This window comes from Geminicoccaceae bacterium, assembly GCA_020638465.1.
In the GTDB taxonomy this organism is placed as follows: domain Bacteria; phylum Pseudomonadota; class Alphaproteobacteria; order Geminicoccales; family Geminicoccaceae; genus JAGREO01.
This window is the reverse complement of sequence record JACKIM010000002.1, coordinates 1,799,378-1,825,958: the sequence shown is the minus strand read 5'-3', so window position 1 is coordinate 1,825,958 and position 26,581 is coordinate 1,799,378. Positions and strand designations below refer to the sequence as shown.

The window sequence follows — 26,581 nt, the reverse complement described above, 5'->3', positions numbered from 1 at the left end:
GGTTGCGCGATTTTTGTCCGACACACAACAAAGAAGCGAGCACGGGGCCGATATGCGGAGTGGCAGGGCCTGCATACAGGACATGCGACGGGTTCACCTCGATCCTGCGGCCCGCTATGACTTGGTCTTGCAATGCAAGGCCAAGGAGGATCTGCCCGTGACCCACGATATCGTAGCACGTCTGCGCAAGGCGGGATTGAGTCTGCCGCCGGCGGCGGCGGCAGCCGGCAATTACGTTCCATGGACCCGTGCCGGCGGGACCGTCTACATTTCGGGACAGCTGCCGCTCCAGGATGGCAAGCTCCTGCATACGGGCCGGCTCGGTGATGGCGTCAGCCTCGAAGAGGGACAGGCGGCGGCAAGGGCCTGTGCCCTGAACATCCTTGCTCAGTTGCAGGCAGCGCTCGATGGCGATCTCGGCCGGGTCCGGCAATGCCTCAAACTCGGCGGATTCGTGGCATCGACCAGCGGTTTCCACGATCATCCCAAGGTGGTCAATGGCGCATCCGACCTCATGGTGCTGGCCCTGGGTGAAAACGGGCGGCATGCACGATTTGCGGTGGGCGTCGCCTCCCTGCCGATGAACGCGGCCGTGGAAATCGACGCGACCTTCGAGGTCGATCTCTGAGCTTGGGCGAAGGGAAGGCCTTGCGCATCGAGCTCGCGGAGGGGATCGACAAGGTCGGCGAAAGCCACTGGGACGGCCTGTGTCCTACGGCCAACCCGTTCGTGTCGCACCGGTTCCTGCGGATCATGGAGGAAAGCGGATCCGCCTCGTTGCGAACGGGCTGGCAGCCGGTCCATCTGTTGCTGCAGGACGACGAAGGCACGGTGGGCGCGGCGCCGCTTTATGTCAAATCGCATTCCTATGGCGAGTATGTGTTCGACTGGGGATGGGCGGACGCCTACGAAAGGGCCGGCGGGCGCTACTATCCGAAGTTGCAGTCAGCCGTGCCGTTTTCGCCGGTACCGGGGCCGCGGCTGCTGACGAGTCGTCACCGGGCCGAACTGGCCGCAGGGTTGCGTCAGGCGGCCGAGCAGATGCCGGTCTCCTCGCTGCACGTGACGTTCTGCGGCGAGAACGAGGCCGTGGCCCTTGCCGAAGCGGGGTTCATCCATCGCCGGGGCATCCAGTTTCACTGGCACAACCGCGGCTACGGCGACTTCGACGACTTTCTCGATTCCTTGAAGAGTGCCAAACGCAAGATGATTCGCCGCGAACGCCGGGAGGTTGCCGAAACCGGCCTGCGCTTCGAATGCCTTGCCGGTGATCGTATCACACCGGGGGTGATGCGCGAGTTCTATCCGTTCTATCTCGCTACCGTCGACAAGCGCTGGGGACAGGCCTACCTGACGCCCGAATTCTTCACCATGCTCGGTGCGCAGATGCCGCAGACCATCGTCCTGGTCGCTGTATACAGCGGTGAACAGATGGTGGCCGCCGCCTTGAACCTGCGTGACGGAACCACACTCTATGGCCGGGTCTGGGGGTGCCTCGACGACTACCGCTTCCTCCATTTCGAGACCTGCTACTATCGGGCCATCGAGTTTGCCATCGCTCACGGCATCGAGCGGGTCGAGGCCGGTGCACAGGGGCCGCACAAGCTGCAACGCGGCTATGAGCCGGTATTCACGCACAGTGCGCACTGGATCCGCGACCCGGGGTTGCGTCATCCGGTACGCCGCTTTGTCGAGAGCGAGTGGGCCGAGATGGATCTGCAGATCGGGGAATTGCGTCGCAGCCTGCCGTTCCGCAATGACGAAGACGCCTGAAGCCGCACGGTGTCGAACAAAGTCACCAAATGGCTTGGCAGATGGCCTCGGGTCCGTTAGCCCTTACAACAACGGAACAAGAAGATCGGGGAGGATGTTCTTGGCTGATGTCAAAGCGGCAGGCCCGTCAACGAATGGCACCGTCGAGCATGCCGATGTCTCGCGTTTGACATTGCTGCTCAATGATCGCCGGGTTCTGGCCTATCTCTTCCTCGCGCCCGCGCTGATCATCCTGAGTTTCACGGTCGTTTATCCGTTCCTGTCGGCGATATGGCTGAGTTTCAATGACAAGATGGCAGGCGCTCCGGCCACTTTTGTCGGATTGGCCAATTATCGTGAACTGTTCGGCGATGCGAAGTTCTCGCAAGTCATCTACAATACGTTCGTCTACACGATCTTCGCGGTGGCCATCAAATTCGTCATCGGTCTCGCCATGGCCATGGTGCTCGCATATGATCGGCCGCTGAACTTCATCTACAAGACGATCCTGTTCATTCCCTGGGCCGTGCCATCGGTGGTGGCATCGCTCAACTGGCGCTGGATCTATGACGATTTCAGCGGAATGCTGAACCATATCCTGTTCTCGCTTGGCCTCATCTCGGATGTCATTTCCTGGACCGGTGACCGCCACTATGCGATGGGCTCAATCGTGGCCGTTGTCGTCTGGTCGGGGACACCCTTCTACACGATGAGCTTCCTGGCCGGCCTGAAGGCCATTCCCAAGGAACTCTACGAGGCGGCCCGCATCGATGGCGCCAACCGGATGCAGGAGTTCTGGAACATCACCGTGCCGTCGATGCGCCCGGTCTTTACCGTCGTGGTGATGCTCTCGACGATCTGGACATCGACAAATGTGGTTTTCGTTCTCCTGCTGACCAATGGCGGTCCGGCGAACGCCACGCAGATCCTGCCCAATCTCGCCTACAAATATGCGCTGCTGGCGAGCAGGCTCGGCATCGGTTCGGCGGTGAACATGGTGTTCTTCCCGATCCTCGCCATATTGATCATCTTCCTTTCCAGGCGCATGCTGCAGGACCGTTTCAAATGAGCACGACCAGCTTCATGCCCAGTACCATCGAGGGGCAGTCACGCCTGTGGCGTTGGACAGGCCATCTCCTGTTGCTGGTCTTCATCGTCTGGACACTCGCGCCCTTCTACTGGATGATCGTCACCTCGCTGAAACAGCACAAGGAAATCTATGGCACGACGGCGACACTGTGGCCGCGGGAGCCGACTCTCGAAAGCTACAGGGTCCTGTTCTTCGAGACGGAATACATGCTGTTCTTCAAGAACAGCATGCTCACGGCCATCTCGACAACGGCGATAACCGTTGTCGTCGCCTCCCTGGCAGCCTACTCCATTGCAAGGCTCGATTTTCCCGGGCGCGCGATGATCGCCCGCGCGATGGTCTACACCTATCTCGTGCCGCAATCGCTGCTGTTCATTCCCTTGTTCACGATCATGGTGGCAGTCGGGCTCGACAATTCGCTTACCGGCCTTTCGATCGCCTATCTCGGCTTTACCGTGCCGTTCTGCACCTGGCTGCTGATGGGCTTCTTCATGTCGATCCCGCAGGAGCTGGAAGACGCAGCACTCGTCGATGGGTGCTCGCGGCTGGGTGTGCTGGTGCGGATCATCCTGCCGATCTCGCTGCCGGCACTGGCGGTCATCGCGTTCTTCTCGTTCACCCTGTCATGGAACGAGTATCTCTATGCGGTGGTGTTCAATTCCGATCCGGCCGTGCGCACGATCCCCACGGGCCTCAACGATTTCATCGTCGAGGACGTGTTCTTCTGGGGGCCGATCATGGGTTCCACGGTACTTACCGTGATTCCGCCGCTGATCGTCTATTTCATCTTTCAAAGATGGCTCGTGACGGGTCTCACGATGGGTGCCGTCAAGGGCTGAGCTGAACCACACGGGAGGTGGATTGAACATGACTGGACTTTCGAGACGCAGCACGCTGAAGCGCGGCCTCGCGGCATCGACGGTGATTGCCGCGCCGATGATCATCCGTCCCTACTCGGCCTATGCGGCGCGTGAACATCGACTGGTCTACTGGCATCAGCCGATGTTCACGCCGATTGCCGACCAGGAAGCGGAGGCCCTGTTCAACGAATATCTCAAGGTCGCCGGGGTCAAGCCGGAGGAGGGGTCGTTCATCACGGTCTCCAATGCCGACTTCATTCCGAAGATCAACGCCGGCCTCGAGACCGGCAGCCCGCCCGACGCCGCGCGTCTCTACGAGAGCTACGTCCAGCTCTACCGTGCCCAGGGGCACATGATGGACGTGACCGACATGGTCGAGGACATGAAGGCCGAGGAGGGCGGCCTGTTCGAGAGCTCGCTGCGGGCCGTCGCCAAGGACGGCAGCTATTGGGGCGTGCCCTTCGCCATCAATCCCTGGCCGATGCATGCCCGCAACGATATCCTGCAACAGGCTGGTCTCGCCTATCCCGCCACCTGGGACGAGTTCATCGAGACCTGCAAGACCATCCAGCAGCCGCCCTTCTACGGCTTCGGCATGGATCTGGGCCTGACCGCCGACGCCACCGACAACATCATGCAGCTCCTCTGGTGCTACGGCGGCTACACGACGGACGACGACGGCAACGTCGCCTTCGACAACCCGGGCAATGTCGAGGGCTTCAAGGTCATCGACAGGATGTACAACGAGCACAAGATCATCCCCAAGGGCGTCGTCGGCAACGCCGACACCGCCTGGAACAACAAGGCCTTCCAGTCGGGCCAGGTGGCCTTCATCAACAACCCCACCTCCGTCTATGCCTATTTGCTCGACAAGGACCCCGAGATGGCCGCGAATACCGGCCTGTTCGGCGTGCCGGCGGGACCGGCCGGGGCGATCAATCAGATCGATACCTGGTCGACGGGCATCTTCAACAGCACTGCCGAACCCGAACTGACCAAGGGATGGGTAGCCTACTACATGCAGCCCGACAATTACGCCCGGATGATCCTCAACACCAATGGCCGTTTCGTGCCCGTCTATCCCAAGCAGTTCGACGATCCATGGTGGACTTCGCGGCCCCAGTTCAACGAATTCCGCAAGATTGCCGAGACCGGGGTCCCGGTATCGTTCAAGAGTGCGCCCACGGCCGGGTCGGGCGAGGTCCTGGCGACTCACATCATTCCCGAAGCCGTCCAGCAGGTCATCGTGAACGAGGTGCCAGCGGCTGATGCGGTGGCCGAAGCGCACGCGAAGATCAAGGCGATCTACGACCGTCTCGAAGGCTGACGACTGCGGCGAATGCCGTGATCGACATTGAACCTGCGGGCGCCCGTCATGTCTGGATGGCGGGCGCCTCTCTCTTGCGCCGACGATTCATGTACAACTTTCGAATCGACTGTTGCGCCGGTCGTTCGATCATGTGGAATACCGCGAACGCCAGGGCGAGGACGGTCGAAAAATAGACGGTGAACAGAAGGGGGCTGCGGTAGTCAATCGGAAGGTCGAATCTTGTCATGATGAGAACAATCGCCAGTTGCATCGGGAAATGCAGCAGGTAGATGGCATAGGTCAGGTTGCCCAGACTTGCCGCCAGTCCTTCGGAACGGGCGAAAAATGGCAGCGGCAGGGCGGCGACGCCGACCAGCAGCATCGTCCATGGCAGATCGAACACCAGCCGTGGTGGCGTGATGGCCGTGAATTCGCGCACGACAGTGAAGGCCAGCAGAACGATGGCCATGAATGCCGCGATCCTCAGGGCATGGCGCGTCGCCAGATCCCGGCATAGGACGCGCACACTGCCGCCGGCGAAAAAGTAAAGCGCGCATCGGGCCAGCAGGTCCCAGCCCAGGAGGACGGACAGCTCGAGGCATGCGAGGACGGCGATGACGGTGCGGGCTCCCGCGGTCTGGCGGGCCAGTACAAAGAACAGCGCGTAGACCGGAATTTCGAGGGATACCGACCAGATCGGGGCATTGAACGCCAGCCCGTGCTGCAGTCCCCATTGGGCGGCAAACATCAGGTGAAGCATGAAATGGTAGGCGTTCTGGTAGATATTGACGAAATACTCACCGAATTGCCGATGGTAAATTCCCTGCATCAGGGCGACTGCGATGAGGGTAAGGATGTGCAGCGGGTAAAGGCGCGAGAAGCGATAGACCGCAAACGTGGTGAAGTCGACTTGTCGTGAAGCGATCCGCTCGTGGTAGCTCTGGAAGAAGATATAACCGCTGAGGCACCAGAAAACTTCGACGGCTCGTTCTCCCCAGAGGTAGAACGGTGCCAACAGTGCATAGAAGGGTTGGGCTTCGACTTCGAAACCGATCCCTCCGGCCCATGCGAAATGCTGATAGTGCCAGACGAGAACCGCACTGGCGGCAAAAAATCGCAGCCATTCGAGGCCGCCCAGCCGGTGCTGAGCCGGTTGCGGGCGGCCGGAACCGGCCTGGCCTTTCATCCCGCCGGCCGATGATCGCGAATTACTTGTCCCGGGGAACAATGGGTTTCGATCGCAGTTCCGCAATGTAGTATTTCCACATCATGCCGGTTATCCACGGCGCGTGCGTCTCGATCCAGCTTGCGCAGCGATAGAAAGGTGCCGCGATCGCATCATGGCGCAACAGGGTCCGGTCCTCGCAGCTGCCGATGGCTTCCCACGGGATTGTCCGGGTCTGGCAGATCGTGCGGAATCGCCGCCAGAACGAGCGCGGATGGGCGTGGTAATAGAGTTCGGGTGCATCCGTCGCACGTCGTTGCGGTTGTACGGAACCGGTCAGGCGGCGCACGACGGCCGCGATGTTCTTCAACAGCGACCTCGGGTTGGCATAGATGATGAGCGTGCGCCCGTCGGGCTTCATCGTGTCCAGCATGTTGCATACCGCACGTGCCTGCAGGTTCCTGTCGAGATGATAAAGCACATGCGAACACAGGACGGTGTCGTAACAGGCTGACGGCAGCCTGGTGTCGATGATCGAACCCAACAGGTAGTGATGCTCGGGACCAAGCTTCGCCTGGGCGATATCGAGGGCCCGGCCGGAGATGTCGAGGCAGGTGACCTCGCTGAACTGCGCTGCCGCGCGCACATGGCTTTCCGGCATGTCGCCGCAGCCGACGATGAGCAGACGCTGGCCATGACCGATCCGGGCCAGCGTACGGCGGGTGCTCTCTTCATGATAGGCCCGGTAGGCCCCGGAGAAGTTGCGGAAGAGGCGATCCTCGCCCTTTACGCCGTCCTGTTCCCGCCAGCCATACTCGTCATAGAAGCGGCGAACGGTATCTTCCGCCTGATTGGTGGCGGCGAGGCGGCCGCGGTGCTGGATTTCGAGCATGGGTTCTCTCCGGCGATCGATACAATCCTGCGATGTTTTCCATCGGGCAACTCAACCTGATTTTAAATCAACTAATACGCGATATAAAACAAGATTATTCTCGTTTTGGGAAATCATGAATGATCGGAAAACGCATTTTTGCGCCGCGCGGCCTGTCGCCACGGGGCTACCGGAGCTTGGGGTGTTGCCTTGACCGTGCCGGTATCGCCCGGTCATAAGGGCGAGATGAAAGCGCTGGTCGAATCCCTCGATTGTCAGAATGCCGGTTCGTTCCCCGATTGCCGTCACCGGCGACGGGCGAGCGTCACGGTTGATCCGCGATCGGCCCGGAGAGCTGCATGCTGCTCGTGACCGCAGCGGCCATTCCGATCCTGATCCTGTGTTCCGCCATGACTTCCGCCAGTGAAACGGCGGTGACGGCCCTGTCGGAAGCGCGAATCCGGCAGATGGCTCGCGAGGGCAACCGTCGGGCAGTTATCCTCGCGTCCCTGCTCGACGACAAGGAGCGGCTGATCGGGGTGCTGCTGATCGCCAACAACATCTTCAACATCCTGAGTGCATCGCTGGCCACCAATGTCTTCCTGCACTTGACCGGCGAGGTGGGAGTGGCGATCGCCACCGTCATCATGACCGTGTTGGTGGTGGTCTTCGCCGAGGTATTGCCCAAGACATATGCCATTCGCGACAGCGAGAAGTTCGCGTTGACGATGGCACCGTCCCTTCGCGCGCTCGTCATCCTGCTGGAGCCGCCGAGTGCGGTTCTCAAGCGGATCGTCCGGGCCATCCTCAGGCTGTTCGGCGATCGCGAATCGTCGTTCGGCGGTCATCAGGCCATGGACGAACTGCGTGCCCGGATTGCCGAGTTGCGCGGCTATTCGTCCAGATTCCGGCAGCGCTCGCAGATGCTGCGCGGGGTGATGGATCTCGAACGAATGACCATTGGCGAGATCATGACCCATCGTTCGATGATGACAACCTTCGATGGTGACCGCTTGGTCGGCGAGGCGAAGTCGGAGATCAATGATTCCCGCTTCAGCCGCTTTCCCCTTTGGCAGGGAGACCGCGACCGCATCACCGGTCTCCTGCATGTCCGTGATCTGCTGGCAGCCGATCCGGCGTCCCGGCTGGCGGACCACATGCGCGAGGTAACCTTCGTGCCCGAAACGGCCCGGCTCGAAAGCCAACTCGCGGCCTTCCAGGCCAGCCACAGCCATCTTGCCATGGTGGTCGACGAGCATGGAACGCTCAAGGGGCTGGTCACGCTGGAGGATGTCATGGAGGAAATCGTCGGCGAAATCCTCGATGAGCGGGACATGCCGACGCCGCTGCCGGAGCCGGACGCCGGCGGTGCCCTGACGGTCGAGGGGCGGGTGGCACCGCGCGATATCAACCGCCACATGGACTGGGACCTGCCGGAGGACGAGCCGACGATGGCAGCCCTGCTCACGGACCGTATTGGTCGCATTCCCGGGACCGGCCATCGTACCGAACTCGGTCGCCATACCGTGACGGTGCTCGAACGCCGCGGGCACAGGCTGACCCGCCTGCGCATCGATCCACCGCAACCGGGTGAGGACGGTGGTCTCAGGCTGTGATCGTCACCGGCCTTCGGGCTGGAAATCGAGCCTCACGCCCCGGATTTCGGCCGCGGCGATGAGGCGGGTGACCAACTCGTGCGACACACGGGTCCAGTTGACCTTCTCCATGGCCTCGGCGAGGCGCGGGCGTGCTGCCGCATAGGGAAGCTCACGCCCTTCGGCAACCGCATCGAGCCGGATGAGATGCCAGCCATGACGGGTGAGGACAGGGTCGGCCGTCACCTGTCCCTCTTCGAGGCCGCGCAGTGCCGCCTCGAATTCGGGCAGCGTGTCGCCCGGTCCGATCTGGCCCAGCGATCCACCCCGGCTACCTGATCCGCAATCGCTTTCCTCGCTGGCCAGGCGGGCGAAGGCTCCGGGGTCTGCACGCAATCGGGTTGCCAGTGATCCGGCACGAGCCAGGGCGTCGGCCTTCGCGACCGGATTCGCGGGATCGCAGGCGCACAGGATATGCGATACCTCCCATAGCGGGGGTGAGCGGAAGTGGGCGGGGTTTTTGACCCAGGCTTCGTGAAGCCGGGCCTCGTCCAGCGGAGTGCCGGCGAGTTCCGCCTCGATCAATGCGCGGATGAGCGCATCCTCGTCGGTTTCGCGTCGGCCTTCGCCGAGGTCATCCGGAACCGCCACGAGATCCTGCCGTCGCGCCTCCTGAATGAGGAGGGCCCTGACCGCGAGGGCCCGGGCCGCCGCATGCCACGCGAAGCCGGGTTTGCCCTTCGGGGCCGGGTGGAACTGGGCTTCGGCCGCGATGCTGGCCCGCGATATGGTCTCGCCGTTGACAACGACGTCCGGAAACAATGCCGTATTCATCGGTGCACCTCGGACATGCGGGCCTGGGACGGTGCCGCACGGCGCGAGCGTACGACCTGGTAGCCGGGCCGCCAGAGAAAGCGCACGGGTACGGAGAGCATGTGCACGAGCCGCGAGAACGGGAACAGGACGAAGATCGTCAGGCCGAGGAAGATGTGCATTTCGAAGATCACCGAAGTGCCGCGGGTGTAGCTGGCGGCTGCGGGATCGAAGGTGAAGATGCCTTGCGCCCAGCGCATGAACTTCACCATCTCTTCGCCGTCGAGATGCCCGGCGGACACGATGATCGTGGAGAGCCCGAGAACGAGTTGCAACAGGATGAGGGCGAGGATCGGGATGTCCATGGGGTTGGAGGTTGCGCGGATCCGCGGATCGGACAGGCGCCTGTGGATCAGCATGAGACCGCCTGCCAGTGCCATGACACCGGCCACGCCGCCCACGGCCATGGCGAGGACCTGCTTGGTCTCGTGCGGGATATGAAGCGCATCCAGCAGCCAGATGGGCGTCAGCAGCCCGAAGAAATGGCCGACGAAGATGATCAGGACGCCGACGTGGAAGAGGATGGATCCAACGACCAGCTGCCTGCGTCGCAGGAGCTGGGATGACGAACTCTTCCAGGTGAAGGGGTCCCGCTCGTAGCGGGCGATCGAGCCGACCAAGAGGACGGCAAGGGCGATATAGGGATAGATGCCGAAAATGAAGTGATGCATTGTGCGCCTCCGTTCCGTCAGTCCGCAGCCACGCCGTGTGCGGGAGTTGCGGGGAAGTTCATCCGTGCGAGCATTTCCCGGCCTGCGGGACAGCCGGCGTTCGGATCAGGGCCGAAGGTGACCTCGGTCTCCTCCCAGATCGCATCGAGGGCGTCGAGGTCGTCGGGATCGGCTTCCGGCGCGCGGAGCAACTCCGCAACGGCTTCGCGGTCGGCGACGTTCCCCGCCAGGCGGACAAGAGCGGAGAAGATTGTCGAGTAGGGACTTTCCCGTCGTGCCAGCCGAATTGCGAGGGCTTCGAGAATGTGGGCTGCATCCGCCAGGGTCTCCCTGGCCACAGATGCGGGCTGTGTGGCGAGGAATTCGAGCAGGAGCGGAAGATGGTCCGGCAGGTTCCATCCCGTCGGTTCGAAGCCGCCGGCCCTGTAGGTCTCCATCAGCGAAACCATGGCACCGCCGCGATCACGGCTTTCGCCATGGACATGCTCGAACAGATTGAGCGAAAGCGTGCGCGAGCGGTCGAAGAGTGCCACATAGGTCTCCTGCAGCTCGTAGATGTCGTCCCGTCCCAGTCTTTCGATCAACGGGCGCAGGTCACGCCGCATCTGGCCGGTCAGCCGGGACTCCGCTGCCAGTACCCCGCCGATGTCGGGCATCGCCTCCTGAAGTTCCACGGTGGGGTAGCTGAGCAGCAGTGAAAACGCCTTCAGCGAGCGATCATGGATATGGACCGTCATTTCATCGCCTCCGACATGTTCAACGGCCGCTTCGCACCGCCGAAAAGCGAGCCCTTCGACGTTCCTGAAGAACAGCCGTTGCAATTGGTGAAGCCCGAGCCGCCACGAAGGTCGTAGGCGTTCTCGACCTGTTCGCGGTGGGTGGTGGGGATCACGAAGCGGTCCTCGTAGTCGGCCAGCGCCATGATCCTGTACATGTCTTCAATCACGCGTCCGCTCAGGCCCACGCGTGCGGCAATGCTCTCGTCGACCACGCCATCGACGGTCATGGAGCGCATGTAGGCGCGCATGGCCATCATCCGCTCCAGTGCCGAGATGACGGGTGCCACGTCACCCGCTGTCAGCATGTTGGCAAGATAGCGTACTGGAATGCGTAATTTCTTCACGTCAGGTATCAGGCCATCGGTTCCGATCTTCCCGGATTCGGCAGCATTCTGGATCGGCGAGAGGGGTGGGATGTACCAGACCATGGGCAGGGTCCGGTATTCGGGATGGAGAGGAAAGGCCACCTTCCACTCCATCGCCATCTTCCAGATAGGGCTGTTGCGGGCCGATTCGATCCAGTCTTCCGGGATTCCCTCGGCGCGTGCCGCGGCGATCACCTTGGGATCGTGCGGGTCGAGAAAGACTCCGAGCTGGGCATCGTAGAGCTGTTGCTCGGATGGAACGTTCGCTGCCTGCGCGATCTTGTCGGCATCATAGAGCATCACGCCGATATAGCGGATGCGACCGACGCAGGTCTCCGAGCAGACCGTGGGATTGCCGCTCTCGATACGCGGATAGCACAAGGTGCATTTCTCGGATTTGCCGGTAGACCAGTTGTAATAGACCTTCTTGTAGGGGCAACCCGAGACGCACATCCGCCACCCGCGGCATTTCTCCTGATCGATCAGGACGATGCCGTCTTCCTCGCGCTTGTAGATCGCGCCAGAAGGGCACGAAGCGGCACATGCCGGGTTGAGGCAATGTTCGCAAAGTCGGGGAAGGTACATCATGAATGTATTTTCGTATTCCCCGTAGATCTCCTTCTGGATCCCGTCGAAATTGTAGTCCTTCGACCGCTTGTCGAATTCACCACCGAGGATCTCGTCCCAGTTCGGCCCCTTCTCGATCTTCTCGATCCGTTCACCTGTGATTTTCGAACGGGGTCTTGCAGTCGGGAATGTCTCCATTTCGGGAGCGGACGTCAGGTGATCGTAATCGAAATCGTACGGCTCGTAGTAGTCGTCGATCTCGGGGAGCGACGGGTTGGCGAAGATGTTGGCAAGAATCCGCCATTTGGCTCCCTGGCGCGGTTGCAGCCGGCCCGATCGGGTTCGCACCCAGCCACCTTTCCACTTTTTCTGATTTTCCCAATCAGTGGGATATCCCATGCCGGGTTTGGTCTCGACGTTGTTGAACCAGGCGTATTCGACACCGTCACGGCTGGTCCACACGTTCTTGCAGGTGACCGAACATGTGTGGCAGCCGATGCATTTGTCGAGATTCAGCACCATGCCGATCTGTGCGCGCACCTTCATGTTTCACGCCTCCTTCTGCGCCGCCGGCCGGTCGAGCCAGTCGATGTTCTGCATTTTCCGCAAGATGACGAACTCGTCGCGGTTGGACCCCACGGTGCCGTAGTAATTGAAGCCGTAGGCCAGTTGCGCGTAGCCGCCGATCATGTGCGTGGGTTTCAGGACGGCACGTGTGACCGAGTTGTGGATACCGCCGCGATTGCCCGTCAGTTCCGAGCCCGGCACGTTCACGATCTTCTCCTGGGCATGATACATGAACGTGGTGCCATCCTTGATGCGCTGGGAAACGACGGCCCGGGCGGTCAGCGCGCCGTTGGTGTTGTACAGTTCGACCCAGTCATTGTCGGCAACGCCGGCCTTCTTCGCATCATGCTCGGAAATCCAGATCACCGGCCCGCCTCGGTTCAGGGTGAGCATCAGCAGATTGTCCGTGTAGGTGGAGTGGATGCCCCACTTCTGGTGCGGCGTGATGAAGTTGAGCACCACATGCGGTGTCCCCTCGCGGGCATCACGGTTCACCTCGGTGGTGATCGACTTGAGGTCCACCGGCGGCCGCCAGGCGACGAAGCCCTCTCCGAATGCCCGCATCCAGAGATGATCCTGGTAGAGCTGCTGCCGGCCGGTCAGCGTGCGCCAGGGAATGAGCTCGTGGACATTGGTATAACCGGCATTGTAGCAGACGTGCTCGCTCTCCAGCCCCGACCATGTTGGCGAGGAAATGATCTTGCGCGGTTGTGCCGCGATGTCGCGAAAGCGAATCTTCTCGTCTTCCTTGGGAAGCGCCAGGTGGGTGTGATCCCGTCCGGTGATCTCGCCAAGGGCGCTCCAGGCCTTGACCGCAACCTCGCCATTGGTTTCGGGAGCAAGCATCAGGACCACTTCGGTCGCATCGATGTCGGTAACGATCCTGGGCGCTCCGCAGGCCGGACCGTCGAGCCATTCGCCATTGAGCTTGCGAAGTGCCTCGACCTCGTGACCGGTCTTCCAGCTGATGCCCTTGCCACCGTTACCCAGCTTGTCCATCAGTGGGCCGAGCGCCACGAAGCGGTCATGGATCGCGCCATAGTCGCGCTCGACGGCGATGTAGGCCGGGGCCGTCATGCCCGGAACGAGGTCGCACTCGCCGCGTTTCCAGTCCAGAACCTCGTTCTGGGCGATTTCGGCGGGAGAGTCGTGCTGGATCGGCAGGGCCACCACGTCGGTTTCCCGGCCCAGCACTTCCGATGCAACATCCTGGAAGGTTTTCGCGATGGTCTTGAAGATCTCCCAGTCCGACCGGCTCTCATAGGCCGGATCCACAGCTGCCTGAAGCGGATGGATGAACGGGTGCATGTCGGAGGTGTTGAGATCGTTCTTCTCGTACCAGCTGGCCGTCGGCAGCACGATGTCGGAATAGACCGCTGTCGTGCTCATCCGGAAGTCGAGGGTCACCAGCAGGTCCAGCTTGCCCTTCGGAGCCTCGTCATGCCAGGCTGCCTCCCTGGGCTTCTGCCGGCCTTCCTCGCCGAGATCGCGGCCCAGCACGCCGTTGTCGGTGCCGAGCAGGTGCCGCAGGAAGTATTCATGTCCCTTGCCGGACGACCCCAGCAGGTTCGAGCGCCAGACAAACAGGTTGCGCGGCCAGTTCTCCGGTGCGTCCGGATCCTCGCAGGACATCTGGAGTTCGCCGGACTTGAGCTTCGTGGCAACGTAGTCCTTCGGCTCCATTCCGGCAGCCTTGGCGGCCTTTGCCACCTCCAGCGGGTTGGTCTTCAGTTGTGGTGCGGAAGGGAGCCATCCCATCCGTTCCGCGCGGATATTGTAGTCGATCAGGCTGATGTTCCAGTCGCCCCTGGGTGCTGTGGGAGACAGGATTTCCTCGGCCGTGATCGTCTCGTAGCGCCACTGGTCGGTGTGGGCGTAGAAGGCGGAGGTGCTGTTCATCTGCCGGGGCGGCCTGCCCCAGTCGAGCGCGAAGGCAAGCGGCAGCCAGCCGGTCTGGGGCCGCAGCTTCTCCTGGCCCACATAGTGGCTCCAGCCACCGCCGGACTGGCCCACGCAGCCGCACATCACCAGCATGTTGATGACGGCGCGGTAGTTCATGTCCATGTGATACCAGTGGTTCATCCCGGCGCCGATGATGACCATCGACTTGCCGCCGGTCTTTTCGGCGTTGGTCGCGAATTCACGCGCGACATGGATGATCCGGCTGGCCGGCACGCCCGTGATCTTCTCGGCCCAGGCCGGTGTGCCGGGCACATCGGCCATGAAGTCGTTGGCCACCCAGTCGCCGCCCAGGCCCCGGTCGAGCCCGTAATTGGCGCAGAGCAGGTCGAAGACCGTGGCCACAAGGATTTCGCCGTCCTTCGTCGAAATTCGACGGGTCGGGACCATTCTGGTGAGAACATCCGGCCGGGTATCGCCGGTGGTGAAGGCCGCGCTGGCCTTGCCGCCGAAATAGGGAAAATCGACACCCGCAATTTCGTCGTGATCGGCGTCGCCGACCAGTGTCATCCTCAACTGGGTGTCATGGCCCGATGCCTTGGTTTCGAGGTTCCACTTGCCTTTTTCGTTCCAGCGAAAGCCGATCGAGCCGTTCGGAGTGACGAGTCCGCCCTTCGTTTCCTCGAAGGCAAGGGTCTTCCAGTCGGGATTGTTGCTTTCACCGAGTTCGCCATCGATGTCGGCAGCGCGCAGGAAACGCCCCGGCACCAGCCTGCCGTCCTGCATGTCGAGCCGTACCAGCATCGGCATATCCGAATACTTCAGGCAATAGTCCTCGAAATATTCGGCCTGCCGGTCGAGGTGGAACTCGCGCAGGATGACGTGCCCGAACGCGATCCCGAGGGCTGCGTCCGTGCCCGCCTTGGGATTCAGCCAGACATCGCCGAACTTGGCGGCCTCCGAGTAGTCGGGGCTGATGACGGCGGATTTCGCGCCACGATAGCGTGCCTCGGTGTAGAAATGTGCATCCGGCGTGCGGGTCTGGGGCACGTTCGAACCCCAGAGGATCAGGTAACCCGCATTGTACCAGTCCGCGCTCTCGGGTACGTCGGTCTGTTCGCCCCACGTCTGGGGCGAGGCCGGCGGCAGGTCACAGTACCAGTCGTAGAACGACATGCAGGTTCCGCCGAGCAGGCTCAGATAGCGCGCGCCGGCGGCATAGCTGACCATGGACATCGCCGGGATCGGCGAGAAGCCGAAGACACGGTCCGGTCCCCACGTCTTGATCGTATGGGCATTGGCGGCCGCAACGATCTCCGCAGCCTCGTCCCAGGATGCCCGCACGAAGCCGCCCTTGCCGCGGATCTTCACGTAGTCGTTGCGCAGTTTTTCGTCCGCCTGAATGGCTGCCCAGGCGGCCACCGGCGATTTCGTCTTGCGCATCTCCCGCCAGAGCCTGAGCAGGCGACCGCGAACCAGCGGCGTCTTCACCCTGTTGGCCGAGTAGAGATACCAGCTGTAGCTCGCACCGCGTGCACAGCCGCGCGGCTCGTGATTGGGCAGGCCGGCGCGTGTCCGGGGATAGTCGGTCTGCTGGGTCTCCCAGGTGACGATCCCCGACTTGACGTAGATCTTCCACGAACAGGAGCCTGTACAATTCACTCCGTGTGTCGAGCGCACGATCTTGTCATGTCGCCAACGGTTCCGATACGTCTCCTCCCAGTCACGATTCTCGGATGTCACCTGGCCATGGCCGTCGGAAAACTGTTCGAGCTCTTTCTTCTGGAAGAAGTTCAACCGATCGAGAAGCTGACTCATTGGGATTTTCCTTCTTATGCCGCCGGAGCGGCCACCAGCTGACCGCGTTCGATATCGAAAAGAAGTCCGCCGTGCCGGGTGTAGAAGACCCACGTCAGCAGGAGGCAGAGCACGTAGAAGACCAGGAAGCCCCACAGGGCGGCCACGGGCCCGCCGGTCAGGGCGATCGACGTTCCGTAGGCTTTAGGGATGAAGAACGCGCCATAGGCTGCGATGGCCGAGGTGAAGGCGATGATGGCCGCGCTTTCGCGCTCGACCTGCCGCTGGCGTGCCGGACCCTGAAGCCCGGGCATCAGCTTCGGGATCTGGCGACCCATGATGATCGGGATCATCTGGAACGTGGAGGCGTTGCCGATTCCGGTCAGGAAGAAGAGCGCCATGAACGATGCGAAGAAGCCCCAGAACGCTCCCGGCTGCTCCTTGATGCCAAGGAAGAAGATCACCGAGAAGGTCGCGGCGATCATGCTGACGAACGTCCAGAAGGTGACGCGGCCTCCGCCGAACCTGTCCGAGATCCAGCCCGTGCCCGCGCGGGAGAGGGCTCCCACCAGTGGCCCGAGGAAGACGAACTGCAACGCGTTCACCTCGGGGAACATCAGCTTGGTCAGCAGCGGGAAGCCTGCCGAATAGCCGATGAAACTGCCGAAGGTCCCGGTATAGAGGATCGACATGATCCAGTTGTCGCGACGCGTGAAGATGATCGCCTGTTCGGCAAAGCTCGCCCGCGCATCCGCGATGTCGTTCATCCCGATCCAGGCCGCGGCCGTCGAGAGCAGGATGAAGGGAACCCAGATGAAGCCGGCGTTCTGCATCCAGAGCCGTCCGCCATCGCTCAGGGCCTGAGGTTCTCCGCCCATGGCGCCGAAGACACCGGCGGTGATGACCAGCGGTACGAGGAACTGCATGACCGATACGCCGAGATTGCCCAGTCCCGCATTCAGTGCCAGCGCGTTGCCCTTTTCCACCTTGGGGAAGAAGAAGGCGATGTTGGCCATGGACGAGGCGAAATTTCCTCCGCCGAAACCGCACAGCAGGGCAAGGACCAGAAAGATGAAGTAGGGGGTCTGCGGGTCCTGTACCGCATAGCCGATGCCGATGGCCGGCAGCAGCAGCGAGGCGGTCGAAAGCGTCGTCCACAGCCGGCCGCCGAAGATCGGCACCATGAAGCTGTAGAAGATGCGCAGGGTCGCACCCGACAGGCCGGGCAGGGCAGCCAGCCAGAAGAGTTCGCCGGGGGTGAAGCTGAAGCCGATGGCCGGCAGTCTCGCCACCACGACCGACCACACCATCCAGACGCTGAAAGCCAGGAGCAGGGCGGGAATTGAAATCCACAGATTGCGCTGGGCAATGCTCCGGCCGGTATTCTGCCAGAATTGGGCATTTTCCGGATTCCACTCCTGCAGCACGCTGCGGTCGAGGGCCTCGGCAATCTCCGGTGTGTGGATCGACTGCATCTCGGGCAGTTCGGGCAAGGACATGCCCGTCGAGATGCGGGCTTCGCGCTCCATGACCCGGATCGACATGTGCATCCAGACCAGTGACGCACCGACGATAATGAACATGATCGCGAAGCACGACGTGTAGATGCCCGTCAGATCCAGTGCCGCGCCGAACAGGATCGGCAGGACGAAGCCGCCGAGACCGCCGATCATGCCGACAAGCCCGCCGACCGAACCCACATGATCGGGATAATAGACCGGAATGTGCTTGTAGACGGCCGCCTTGCCCAGGCTCATGAAGAAGCCGAGGCCGAAAAGGATGAGCACGAACGGTACGAGATCAATCTGCGTGGAGAAGGCGATCGGGCCGCCACGGCCATGGATCACATAGTCGGTCGACGGATAGGACAACATGAACAGGAAGAGTGCGCCGAAACCCAGGCTCCAGTACATCACCGCCCGGGCGCCGAAACGATCGCTCAGATGGCCGCCATAAGCGCGGAAGATCGACGCCGAGAGCCCGAAAAGTGCGGCACCGAGCCCGGCGGTGCGGATATCGACGTCGTAGACGTCGACGAGATAGTGCGGTGTCCATAGGGCCAGTGCGACGAAGCCACCGAACACGAAGAAATAGTAGAGCGAAAAGCGCCAGACCTGCAATTTCTTGAGCGGTGCGAACTGTTCGGCGAGGCTTGGCCCCTGCTGGCCGGAACCGCGCCGGGCCACGAGCTGCGGATCGTCCTTGGCAAGGACGAAAAAGACCACCGCCATCGCCGCCAGCACACCGGCCCAGATATGGGCAACACCATGCCAGCCCATGGCCACCATCACGAAGGGGGCGGCGAAGGTGGTCACGGCGGAGCCGACATTGCCCACGCCGAAGATACCGAGGGCCGTACCCTGCCTGCCGGCGGGGAACCAGCGGCTGACATAGGCCACGCCGACGATGAAGGAGCCACCTGCCAGACCGACGCCGAGCGCTGCCAGAAGGAACATCGGATAACTGGAAACGTAGGTCAGCGTCCATGTGGCGGCCGCCGTCAGCAACATCTGCAGCGAAAAGACCAGTCGCCCGCCGAGGCGTTCGGTCAGCACTCCCAGGAAGATCCGGCTCACCGAACCGGTCAGGACGGGGGTGGCCACGAGGATCCCGAACTCAAGGTCGTTGAGCGAGAGCTCCTTTTTGATTTCGATGCCGATGATGGAAAAAATCGTCCACACTGCAAAGCAGATGGTGAACGCAAGGGTGCTCAATCCCAAGGCACGGTTCTGTTCCGCACTGGGGACTGCTCCTCCGTTTTGCATGCCTACTCCTCCGTCAGGGGTGCTTCGGGCCGGGGCCGGAAAAAGCTTGGGCACATGTCTGAGCTACCCGGGCAAGTTGACTTGATTCAGGTCAAGGTTCCACGGGGGAACAGGCGAAATAAGTGAATTGAGGAATAATATCATGAGTCTGGATGAAACCTGCAAATCGCATGAACCATATACGAGATGCAGAGGGTTGACCCGCCCTGCCTTTGACTTGATATTTATCAATCATTGATCGGGAGGTATCCGTGCTGGAGCGGGATTTTCCGGAAGTACGTTCGCTTCCGTTGTTCGGCAAGGTCGAGACGGCGAACTTCGAAACGCTGATGCGGGGCGCTTATGTGCAGACCTTTCCGCCGCAGATCGAACTGCTGCGCGAAGGCGATCCATGCGATTTCCTGCATGTCGTGGTCGATGGACAGGTGGAGATGTTCGCCCGCTGGAATGGTCGCGAGACCGTGATGCAGACCGTGGAGCCCCTCAGCACCTTCATCCTCGCCGCCACGATCCGGGATGCCCCCAGCCTGATGTCGGCCCGGACCATCGGGCGGTCGCGGATCGTGCTGATTCCCTCTCAGGATGTGCGCGAGGTCTTCGACATCGACTCGGCCTTCGCCCGGGCGATCGTTCGCGAACTCGCCTCCTGCTATCGCGACGTGATCAGGCACACCAAGGATCTCAAGCTGCGCAACGGCCTGGAACGGCTGGCCAATTTCCTGCTTCGGCAACAGGAGGGAGCTGGTGGGGCGCCGGTCTTCGAACTGGCCATGGAAAAACGCAAGATCGCCCTCTACCTCGGCATGACGCCTGAAAATCTCAGCCGTGCCCTGCGCAGCCTTGAAGCCTATGGCGTCACCAGTGACGGCGCGATGATTTCCATCAGGGAAACCGCCGATCTGAAGAAACTCGCCAAACCGACCCCCCTCATCGACGACAGCACCCTGTAACTTGCCGGCCGCGGGTCCGGTCTGCGGCGACCGTCAGCGGGGCAGCCGCATGGCTTTCTCGTATGCGGTCATGACATCTGTGAGCGTTTCGTAGAATGCATCCCGGCCGAGAATCTGCACGAGTTGATGAAGGCTTCCCTGGTTGATGTCTTCCAGTACCTGGGTGGCGACCAGGCGGATGTTCCTCTCCCTCAGCGTCCGGTGGATCGAGCGCAAGGTCTCGGCTGCCGAGAAGTCGATGTCATCGACGGCGGAAATGTCGATGCAGAACCAGCGCAACGGCGGGTTGGCATTGCCGGTCAGTTCGTGGATTTCCTCACTCATGATGCTGGTATTGGCGTAGTACATGCTGTGGCTGAAGCGGTAGATCATCAGTCCCGGCAGCGGTTCGGTCCCGCTCGTGACCGGTTGTGCCCGCCAGCCACCGGCCATGGTCGGCTGGAGCAGGACGTTCTTGGGCCGGTAGCCGTGCCGGGTATGGCTGATCAGTGACATGACGATGGCCAGGATGATGCCCTGCTCGACACCGACCAGCACCACCGTCAGGACCGTGATGAGGGCGATCCAGAATTCCGCGCGTCGTTCGCCGTAGATCCTGCGCATTCCCTTGATGTCGATCAGATCGACACCGATGAGGAACACCACCGCCGACAATACCGCTTCGGGCATGAATGCCAGCAGGTCGGTAAGGTAGAGCAGGACCAGCAGCACGATGCCCGATGTGACCAGCAGCGAAAGCTGGGTACGCCCGCCGGCGCTGTCGACCATCTGCGTCTTTGTAGGGCTGCCGTTCACGACGAAGGTGCCTGACAGTGCCGCCCCGACATTGGCCATGCCCAGCCCGACCAGATCGGTATCCTCGCTGAAGCGCTCGTTGTAGCGGGCGGCATATGCCCTTGAGGTGGCGGCGCTCTGGGCCAGTATGACCACCGACATCGCAAAGGCGATCGGAACCAGCTTGATGACCAGTGGCAGGCTCCAGGGGATGTCCGGCAATCCGATCTGCGGCAGCCCGCCCGGCACATGGCCGAGAACATGCATGTAGCGCCCGAGGTCCAGCGCCCAGCTCAGGGCGATGGCTCCTCCCACCGCGATGAGTGCGCCGGGGATCTTGTGCGAGATTCTCCTCGCGCCGATGATGATCGCCAGTGTCGCCAGCGACATGGCGAGGGCGTGGATGTTGATCTGGCCGTATTGCTCGATCCCGTCACGGATCCTGCTCGTGGAATCGTGGCCACCGACCTTCAGGCCGAGCATGCCGGCAAGCCCGCCCGTGGCCACCTGCAGTCCGACGCCGGTGAGAAAGCCGATGAGCACCGTGCGCGAGAGGAAGTCGGCCATGAACCCCAGGCCGATGATCCGGGCAAGGAAGAGGAAGCCGGCGGCCATGAGGGCCAGAATTCCGGCGAGTGCCACATACTCGTCGGAACCGGTCGCGGCGATGCCCACCAGCCCTGCGGCAAGGATGGCTGCCGTCGCCGAATCCGCCCCCACCACCAGGTGGCGCGAGGAGCCGAAGATGGCGAACAGGGCCATGGGAATGAGGATGGTATAGAGACCCGTGATCACGGGCGTGCCGGAGATTCTCGTGTAACCCATCACTTCGGGGATCGCCAGGGCAGCCAGCGTCATGCCGGCGATGATCTCGGCGGGAATCTGCGATGCACTGACCGGTCCTATACCCTGGAGGATGGTCCAGCGCCGGTGACCCTCTTCACCTGTCTTTGTCATGAGCAGCTCCCCGAACCTCAACGGCAACTCGGCTGTCGCCCTTCCATCGTCACGCTGTCATGAGGGATAGCAGCATTTCGGTCCTCCACCAGCCCCGGGTGATCTGCATGGTCGCCACGCAACGCGCGTCCTGCCAGAATGCCTGTGCCGGCGACTGCCCGTCGGTCATTGATCAAGCGATGGAACGGCCCGGTGAAGGACAGCGTACCCCAGGAAATTCTCGATGCCCTGACGGATGTCGACATGCCGCGTCTGCCGCCGGAACGGCCGGCGACCGGAATGGTCGAGATTTCCGGCTACCGGCTGCCCGTGCATCGCAGCGGCTGCGTGGTCGTCGGGAGCGGTGCTGCCGGATGCCGTGCTGCCGTCGAACTCCACCGCCGCGGCTGCGATGTGACGATGATCACCCAGAGCGCCTTTGGCGGCACCTCGGCCTGCTCCGGGTCCGACAAGCAGACACTGCATACCGCCAACACCGCCGACCGGGGCGATGACTACCGGGCCATGGCCCGCGCCATTCGTGCCGGAGGCGCGATGGACCGGGACACCGCCTATGTCGAGGCGGTCGGCTCGTCGCGCGCCGTGGCCTCCCTGCAATATCTGGGGCTGCCGCTGCCGCAGGAGCCGCTGGGCGGCACGCTGCGATACCAGACGGACCACGACGAGGTCGGGCGTGCCACCAGTTGCGGCCCGCGCACGTCGAGGTTGATGGTCAAGGTGCTGGCCGAGGAGGCAATCCTGCTCGGTATCGCGTTCCACAATCATACCACGGCGGTGCGCATCCTGACGCGCGACGATGGCGGCGGGCCGCGCGTCTGCGGTGTTCTGGTGATCCGCGCGAAGGATCGCAGCGAGGTCAACCCGCTCGGGCTGGTCGTATTCCAGTGCTCCGTTCTCGTACTGGCAGCCGGCGGTCCGGGCGAACTCTATCGCGACAGCGTCTATCCCAACAACTGCTTCGGTTCGCTCGGGCTGGCACTGGAAGCCGGGATCGAGGTGGTCAACCTGACCGAAAGCCAGTTCGGCATCGGAACCCGGCGCGAGGGTTTCCCGTGGAATCTGTCGGGCACCTATGTCCAGGCCATGCCGCATGTCTATTCGCTCGATGACGAGGGCCGGGAACATCATTTCCTGGGCGGGTACTACCGTACGACGCGCGAGCTTGCCTCCAATCTCTTCCGCAAGGGCTATCAGTGGCCGTTCCATTCCACGCGCATGCTCGATTTCGGCTCCAGTCTCGTCGACCTGGCGATCCATCGCGAAACGGCTTCCGGCCGGCGGGTCTTCATGGATTTCAATCGTAATCCGCTGCCGGTGCCGGGCGACGAACCCTTCGACCTCGACCGGCTCGACGAGGACGTCACCCGCTATCTCGCACATGCGGGTGCAAGGCAGGCGATGCCGATCGGCCGCCTGCGCCACATGAATCCGCTCTCGATCGAACTCTACCGCCGTTACAAGGTCGACATTGCGGCCGAACCGCTGGAATTTGCCGTCAACAACCAGCATATGAACGGTGGAATCGCCGTGGATGTCTGGGGGCGGAGCAGTCTTGCCGGTTGTTATGCCATCGGAGAGGCGGCCGGGACCCACGGTGTCACCAGGCCCGGCGGCGCTGCGCTGATCTCGGGACAGGTGTTCGGTACCCGCGCAGCCGAGCACATAGCCGCCAGCGGTTGTGCCGGGGATGCGGCGAAGGAGGATATCGCCGGGATCGTCGAGCGGGCCGTGGCGCATGTGACCGGCCTGCTGCGGTCGGACAGCCCGCTGACCCCCGGATCGGTGCGCGCCAGCGTTCAGGCGCGCATGAGCGACAGTGCCGGCATGATCTGCACGCCCGGCGATGTTGCAGACGCGCTGGCGGAGGCGCGTGCGCTCAACGCCGAAATCCGCGCTCATGGTATTGCCTGCGAGCGGCCGGCCCTTGCGGCACAGGCCATCCAGCGGCAGCAGATGGCCGTGGCATCGCAGGCCGTGCTTGCCGCCCTCGACTATTTCATCCGCCAGGGCGGCGGTAGCCGTGGCGCTCGCGCGATTTGCGATCCGTCGGGCGAATCGGTGCCGCTTGCCGCTGGCGGTCCGCTGGAGGACTACCGCTTTCGCAGGGAGCGGGATGCGCACAGGGACGAACAGATTGTTGTCCGTCGGAACGACGATGATTTCGACATCGCCACCCGTGCCAACCGACCCTTCGACGAGGATGCGCGCTCCTTCTTCGAACGCGACTGGCCCGACTGGCTCACCGGCCGGATCTACAGTGCCGATCCCGGGGAAAATCCCGGATGACCGTTCATCGCCGCGTACCGTTGCTGTCGTCAACGTCCCGCAGCCCTGCTATACCAATGCCGTCGGTTGCAGCTGGGGGAGGGCGGCTTGACTGGGGTGGCGGACGAGCGGATCGAGGCGGACTATCTGATCGAGACCGGATACGACCCGGCGGTCGCGGCTGCCGTCGTGGCCGGGGAACAGTCGAGTGGCACCTTCGTGCCCGTCCCGGGGGAGACGCCGGAGCTGAAGGAGCGTTCGGCGGCACGGGTCGAGCGTCTGGAGGTGATCGGCGAGGTCGGGGAACCGTCGCTGCCGGGAGCCGGCCGTGACGGCAGCACGCCGTATCGCCGGGCGAGGATGACGCTGTCATGGCCGCTCGCCAATCTCGGCGCGAGCCTGCCCAATCTCGTTGCCACCGTCGCCGGCAACCTGTTCGAACTGAAGCAGGTCTCGGGTCTGCGCCTGCTCGATATCCGCCTGCCGGGGGCCTTCGCCGACCGTTATGCCGGACCGCGCTTCGGTATCGAGGGTACCAGGCGGCTTTCCGGCGTCGACGATCGGCCGCTGGTCGGCACCATCGTCAAGCCCTCGGTGGGCTTCGATGCGCGGCAGACCGCCGGGCTCGTGGACATGCTTGCGCATGCCGGCATCGACTTCATCAAGGATGACGAACTTCAGGCCGATGGCCCGGCCTGTCCGTTCGAAGAGCGTGCCCGGGCGGTGATGCGGGTCGTCAACGATCACGCCGAACGTACCGGAAAGAAGGTGATGTTCGCCTTCAACATCACCGGCGATCTCGACGAGATGCGTCGGCGGCACGATCTGGTGCGCGACCTGGGCGGCACCTGCGTCATGGCCAGCCTCAACTCCGTCGGCCTTGCCGGCATGATCGAGCTGGGACGCATGAGCGAACTGCCGATCCATGCCCACCGCAACGGCTGGGGCTACCTGTCCCGCCATCCGCTGCTCGGCTGGTCCTATGTCGCCTGGCAGAAGATCTGGCGGCTGGCGGGAGCCGATCACCTGCATGTCAACGGGATCGCCAACAAGTTCTGCGAGGATGACGGCAGTGTCATCGCCTCGGCGCGCACCTGCCTGACGCCGATGTTCGAGGACCGTCCGGCGCTGGCCATGCCGGTGTTCTCCTCCGGGCAGACGCCGAAGCAGGCGCTGCCGACCTGGAAGGCCCTGGGCTCGGTTGACCTGATCTTTGCCGCGGGCGGCGGCATCATGGCCCATCCGGGCGGTCCCGCGGCGGGAGTGCGGGCCCTGCGTGAAGCCTGGGACGATGCGGTGCAATCGGGAGTGCAGGCATGAGCCTGCCAGCAGGACCGCTGGTGGCCTTCTACGGTGACGACTTTACCGGCTCGACGGCGGTGATGGAGGTGCTGACCTTCAACGGCCTGCCGACCATCCTCTATCTGGGTGTTCCGACACCTGAGCAGCAATCCCGGCACGAGGGATATCGCGGCATCGGCATTGCCGGTGTCGCCCGCTCGCAATCGCCGCAATGGATGCGCGAGAATCTGCCCGGAGCCTATGCCTTTCTCGCATCGCTGGATGCGAAGGTCCGCCACTACAAGACCTGTTCGACGCTGGATTCTGCGCCGCATGTGGGGTCGATCGGCACGGCCGCCGAGATCGGCCGCGAGCATTTCGACGGGGCATGGATACCCTTTCTGGTCGCGGCACCGGCGATCCGGCGCTATCAGGCGTTCGGCAACCTGTTTGCGGACTATGCCGGCGACACATGGCGCATCGACCGTCATCCGGTCATGCAACGCCATCCGGTGACGCCGATGGACGAAGGGGATGTCCGCCTGCATCTGGCCCGCCAGACCCGCATGCCGCTGGGGCTCGTCGATCTGGTGTCGATGAAGGAAGGCCGTGCCGACATCAGGCTCGCCGCCGAACGTGCGGCCGGTGCCGGGATCGTGGCCCTCGACACCGTCGACGACGAGACGCTGCGCGAGGCCGGCAGGCTGATCTGGAAGGCTGCGGAAGAGCAGGGCGACGTGTTCTGCATCGGTTCCCAGGGGATCGAATATGCCCTGTGCGCGTGGTGGCAGGATGCGGGCCTGCTGCCGCACCCCCCGGCACCGCCACGAGCTGCCGCGCTCGGCAGGATCGCCGCCGTGTCGGGATCGGTTTCGCCGGTGACCGCAAGCCAGATCGACTGGGCCGAGGCGAACGGGTTTCGCGTCGTGCAGCTGGACGCGGCAGCAGCCGTGGACGGGACCGAATGGCAGGCCGCTGTCGGCCGCGCGGTGGACGCGGCGCTTGCCGGTCTCGATGATGCCGTCAGCCCGCTCATCGTCACCGCCCGTGGCCCGGATGATCCGGCCACCGGGCGCCTGCGCGACGCCGTCAGGAACGGCAATGTGACTTCCCAGCTTGTCATGGACCGCATCGGCGACGGGCTCGGCCGTGCCCTTGCCGCCATGATCCGCGCGACGGGCACCGGCCGCGCGCTGATCGCCGGCGGCGATACTTCGGGCCATGCCGCCATGGCCATGGGCGTTCACGCGCTCGAAGCCCGTGCCGCGATCGCTCCGGGAGCGGCATTGTGCCGGGCTTTTGCCGCCGATCCCGCCCTCGACGGGCTGGAACTCGCGCTCAAGGGTGGGCAAATGGGAGCGGTTGACTATTTTGGAGCGGTTCGCGCCGGAGGGCGGCCGGACGGCTGATTGTGCTGCAACGGTGCGCA

The 26,581-nt window shown here is 62.9% G+C and carries 19 protein-coding genes; 10 read left to right on the top strand and 9 right to left on the bottom strand.

All coding sequences use genetic code 11. From position 1 onward, the window contains the following. Positions 1–82 precede the first annotated feature (82 nt). The 5 genes from H6851_18800 to H6851_18780 all read left to right on the top strand — a co-directional run bounded on the left by H6851_18800 (position 83) and on the right by H6851_18780 (position 5,029). Positions 83–628: a RidA family protein gene (locus H6851_18800; GenBank protein MCB9945658.1), complete on the top strand. Its 546-nt coding sequence runs from the start codon at positions 83–85 to the stop codon at positions 626–628. Positions 629–630: 2 nt separating this feature from the next. Beyond that, entirely contained in the window at positions 631–1,773 is a 1,143-nt protein-coding gene (locus tag H6851_18795) for an N-acetyltransferase (GenBank protein MCB9945657.1), read from the top strand. Between the two features lie 100 nt (positions 1,774–1,873). Further along, positions 1,874–2,821 carry a sugar ABC transporter permease gene (locus tag H6851_18790; GenBank protein MCB9945656.1) on the top strand — a complete coding sequence of 316 codons (948 nt, stop codon included), beginning with the start codon at positions 1,874–1,876 and terminating at the stop codon, positions 2,819–2,821. Next, the gene (locus tag H6851_18785) at positions 2,818–3,681 is read left to right on the top strand and encodes a carbohydrate ABC transporter permease (GenBank protein ID MCB9945655.1); all 864 of its coding nucleotides are present in this window, start codon (positions 2,818–2,820) and stop codon (positions 3,679–3,681) included. Before H6851_18790 ends, H6851_18785 begins: the two co-directional genes overlap by 4 nt. 28 nt (positions 3,682–3,709) lie before the next feature. After that, positions 3,710–5,029 carry an extracellular solute-binding protein gene (locus H6851_18780; protein ID MCB9945654.1) on the top strand — a complete coding sequence of 440 codons (1,320 nt, stop codon included), beginning with the start codon at positions 3,710–3,712 and terminating at the stop codon, positions 5,027–5,029. Between the two features lie 46 nt (positions 5,030–5,075). Here H6851_18780 and H6851_18775 read toward each other — a convergent pair whose 3' ends face one another. Continuing rightward, complete coding sequence (locus H6851_18775) at positions 5,076–6,197, bottom strand: acyltransferase (protein ID MCB9945653.1); 1,122 nt, start codon at positions 6,195–6,197, stop codon at positions 5,076–5,078. Between the two features lie 22 nt (positions 6,198–6,219). Further along, positions 6,220–7,068, bottom strand: coding sequence for a class I SAM-dependent methyltransferase (locus H6851_18770; GenBank protein MCB9945652.1), 849 nt, complete (start codon positions 7,066–7,068; stop codon positions 6,220–6,222). Between the two features lie 338 nt (positions 7,069–7,406). Between H6851_18770 and H6851_18765 the strand changes: the two genes are divergently transcribed. Beyond that, positions 7,407–8,663: a DUF21 domain-containing protein gene (locus H6851_18765; protein ID MCB9945651.1), complete on the top strand. Its 1,257-nt coding sequence runs from the start codon at positions 7,407–7,409 to the stop codon at positions 8,661–8,663. 3 nt (positions 8,664–8,666) lie between these two features. Here the strand turns inward: H6851_18765 and H6851_18760 are convergent, their stop codons facing one another. Genes H6851_18760 through H6851_18735 form a run of 6 tightly spaced genes read right to left on the bottom strand, consistent with a single transcriptional unit; the run spans position 8,667 to position 18,925 of the window. Continuing rightward, positions 8,667–9,476: a peptidylprolyl isomerase gene (locus H6851_18760; GenBank protein ID MCB9945650.1), complete on the bottom strand. Its 810-nt coding sequence runs from the start codon at positions 9,474–9,476 to the stop codon at positions 8,667–8,669. Continuing rightward, complete coding sequence (gene narI, locus H6851_18755) at positions 9,473–10,186, bottom strand: respiratory nitrate reductase subunit gamma (protein MCB9945649.1); 714 nt, start codon at positions 10,184–10,186, stop codon at positions 9,473–9,475. The genes H6851_18760 and narI overlap by 4 nt, the downstream gene beginning before the upstream one ends. A gap of 17 nt (positions 10,187–10,203) precedes the next feature. Next, complete coding sequence (gene narJ / locus H6851_18750; GenBank protein MCB9945648.1) at positions 10,204–10,923, bottom strand: nitrate reductase molybdenum cofactor assembly chaperone; 720 nt, start codon at positions 10,921–10,923, stop codon at positions 10,204–10,206. Beyond that, positions 10,920–12,443, bottom strand: a complete 1,524-nt coding sequence (gene narH / locus H6851_18745; GenBank protein ID MCB9945647.1) for a nitrate reductase subunit beta — start codon at positions 12,441–12,443, stop codon at positions 10,920–10,922. The genes narJ and narH overlap by 4 nt, the downstream gene beginning before the upstream one ends. Positions 12,444–12,446: 3 nt before the next feature. Further along, entirely contained in the window at positions 12,447–16,181 is a 3,735-nt protein-coding gene (locus H6851_18740; protein MCB9945646.1) for a nitrate reductase subunit alpha, read from the bottom strand. A 14-nt stretch (positions 16,182–16,195) separates the two neighbouring features. Further along, complete coding sequence (locus H6851_18735) at positions 16,196–18,925, bottom strand: MFS transporter (protein ID MCB9945645.1); 2,730 nt, start codon at positions 18,923–18,925, stop codon at positions 16,196–16,198. 251 nt (positions 18,926–19,176) lie between these two features. Here H6851_18735 and H6851_18730 point away from each other — a divergent pair, with 251 nt between their 5' ends. Then, positions 19,177–19,875 carry a helix-turn-helix domain-containing protein gene (locus H6851_18730; protein MCB9945644.1) on the top strand — a complete coding sequence of 233 codons (699 nt, stop codon included), beginning with the start codon at positions 19,177–19,179 and terminating at the stop codon, positions 19,873–19,875. A 33-nt stretch (positions 19,876–19,908) separates the two neighbouring features. Here the strand turns inward: H6851_18730 and H6851_18725 are convergent, their stop codons facing one another. Continuing rightward, positions 19,909–21,606, bottom strand: a complete 1,698-nt coding sequence (locus H6851_18725) for a SulP family inorganic anion transporter (protein MCB9945643.1) — start codon at positions 21,604–21,606, stop codon at positions 19,909–19,911. A gap of 192 nt (positions 21,607–21,798) precedes the next feature. Here H6851_18725 and H6851_18720 point away from each other — a divergent pair, with 192 nt between their 5' ends. The 3 genes from H6851_18720 (at position 21,799) to H6851_18710 (ending at position 26,561) form a co-directional block, all read left to right on the top strand. Continuing rightward, positions 21,799–23,892, top strand: coding sequence for an FAD-binding protein (locus tag H6851_18720; GenBank protein MCB9945642.1), 2,094 nt, complete (start codon positions 21,799–21,801; stop codon positions 23,890–23,892). Positions 23,893–23,979: 87 nt separating this feature from the next. Beyond that, on the top strand, positions 23,980–25,191 hold the full coding sequence (locus H6851_18715; protein MCB9945641.1) for a ribulose-bisphosphate carboxylase large subunit family protein: 1,212 nt from the start codon (positions 23,980–23,982) through the stop codon (positions 25,189–25,191). Further along, positions 25,188–26,561 (top strand): four-carbon acid sugar kinase family protein, encoded by a 1,374-nt coding sequence (locus tag H6851_18710; protein MCB9945640.1) that lies wholly within the window; start codon positions 25,188–25,190, stop codon positions 26,559–26,561. The genes H6851_18715 and H6851_18710 overlap by 4 nt, the downstream gene beginning before the upstream one ends. Positions 26,562–26,581: the final 20 nt, after the last annotated feature.

What these genes read in the sequence shown, in the direction of transcription:
- H6851_18800 (MCB9945658.1), top strand. Translation starts at nt 83, where the DNA reads ATGCGACGGGTTCACCTCGATCCTGCGGCCCGCTATGACTTGGTCTTG.
- H6851_18785 (MCB9945655.1), top strand. Translation starts at nt 2,818, where the DNA reads ATGAGCACGACCAGCTTCATGCCCAGTACCATCGAGGGGCAGTCACGC.
- H6851_18780 (MCB9945654.1), top strand. Translation starts at nt 3,710, where the DNA reads ATGACTGGACTTTCGAGACGCAGCACGCTGAAGCGCGGCCTCGCGGCA.
- H6851_18775 (MCB9945653.1), bottom strand. Translation starts at nt 6,197, where the DNA reads ATGAAAGGCCAGGCCGGTTCCGGCCGCCCGCAACCGGCTCAGCACCGG.
- H6851_18770 (MCB9945652.1), bottom strand. Translation starts at nt 7,068, where the DNA reads ATGCTCGAAATCCAGCACCGCGGCCGCCTCGCCGCCACCAATCAGGCG.
- H6851_18765 (MCB9945651.1), top strand. Translation starts at nt 7,407, where the DNA reads ATGCTGCTCGTGACCGCAGCGGCCATTCCGATCCTGATCCTGTGTTCC.
- H6851_18760 (MCB9945650.1), bottom strand. Translation starts at nt 9,476, where the DNA reads ATGAATACGGCATTGTTTCCGGACGTCGTTGTCAACGGCGAGACCATA.
- narI (MCB9945649.1), bottom strand. Translation starts at nt 10,186, where the DNA reads ATGCATCACTTCATTTTCGGCATCTATCCCTATATCGCCCTTGCCGTC.
- narJ (MCB9945648.1), bottom strand. Translation starts at nt 10,923, where the DNA reads ATGACGGTCCATATCCATGATCGCTCGCTGAAGGCGTTTTCACTGCTG.
- narH (MCB9945647.1), bottom strand. Translation starts at nt 12,443, where the DNA reads ATGAAGGTGCGCGCACAGATCGGCATGGTGCTGAATCTCGACAAATGC.
- H6851_18740 (MCB9945646.1), bottom strand. Translation starts at nt 16,181, where the DNA reads ATGAGTCAGCTTCTCGATCGGTTGAACTTCTTCCAGAAGAAAGAGCTC.
- H6851_18735 (MCB9945645.1), bottom strand. Translation starts at nt 18,925, where the DNA reads ATGCAAAACGGAGGAGCAGTCCCCAGTGCGGAACAGAACCGTGCCTTG.
- H6851_18725 (MCB9945643.1), bottom strand. Translation starts at nt 21,606, where the DNA reads ATGACAAAGACAGGTGAAGAGGGTCACCGGCGCTGGACCATCCTCCAG.
- H6851_18710 (MCB9945640.1), top strand. Translation starts at nt 25,188, where the DNA reads ATGAGCCTGCCAGCAGGACCGCTGGTGGCCTTCTACGGTGACGACTTT.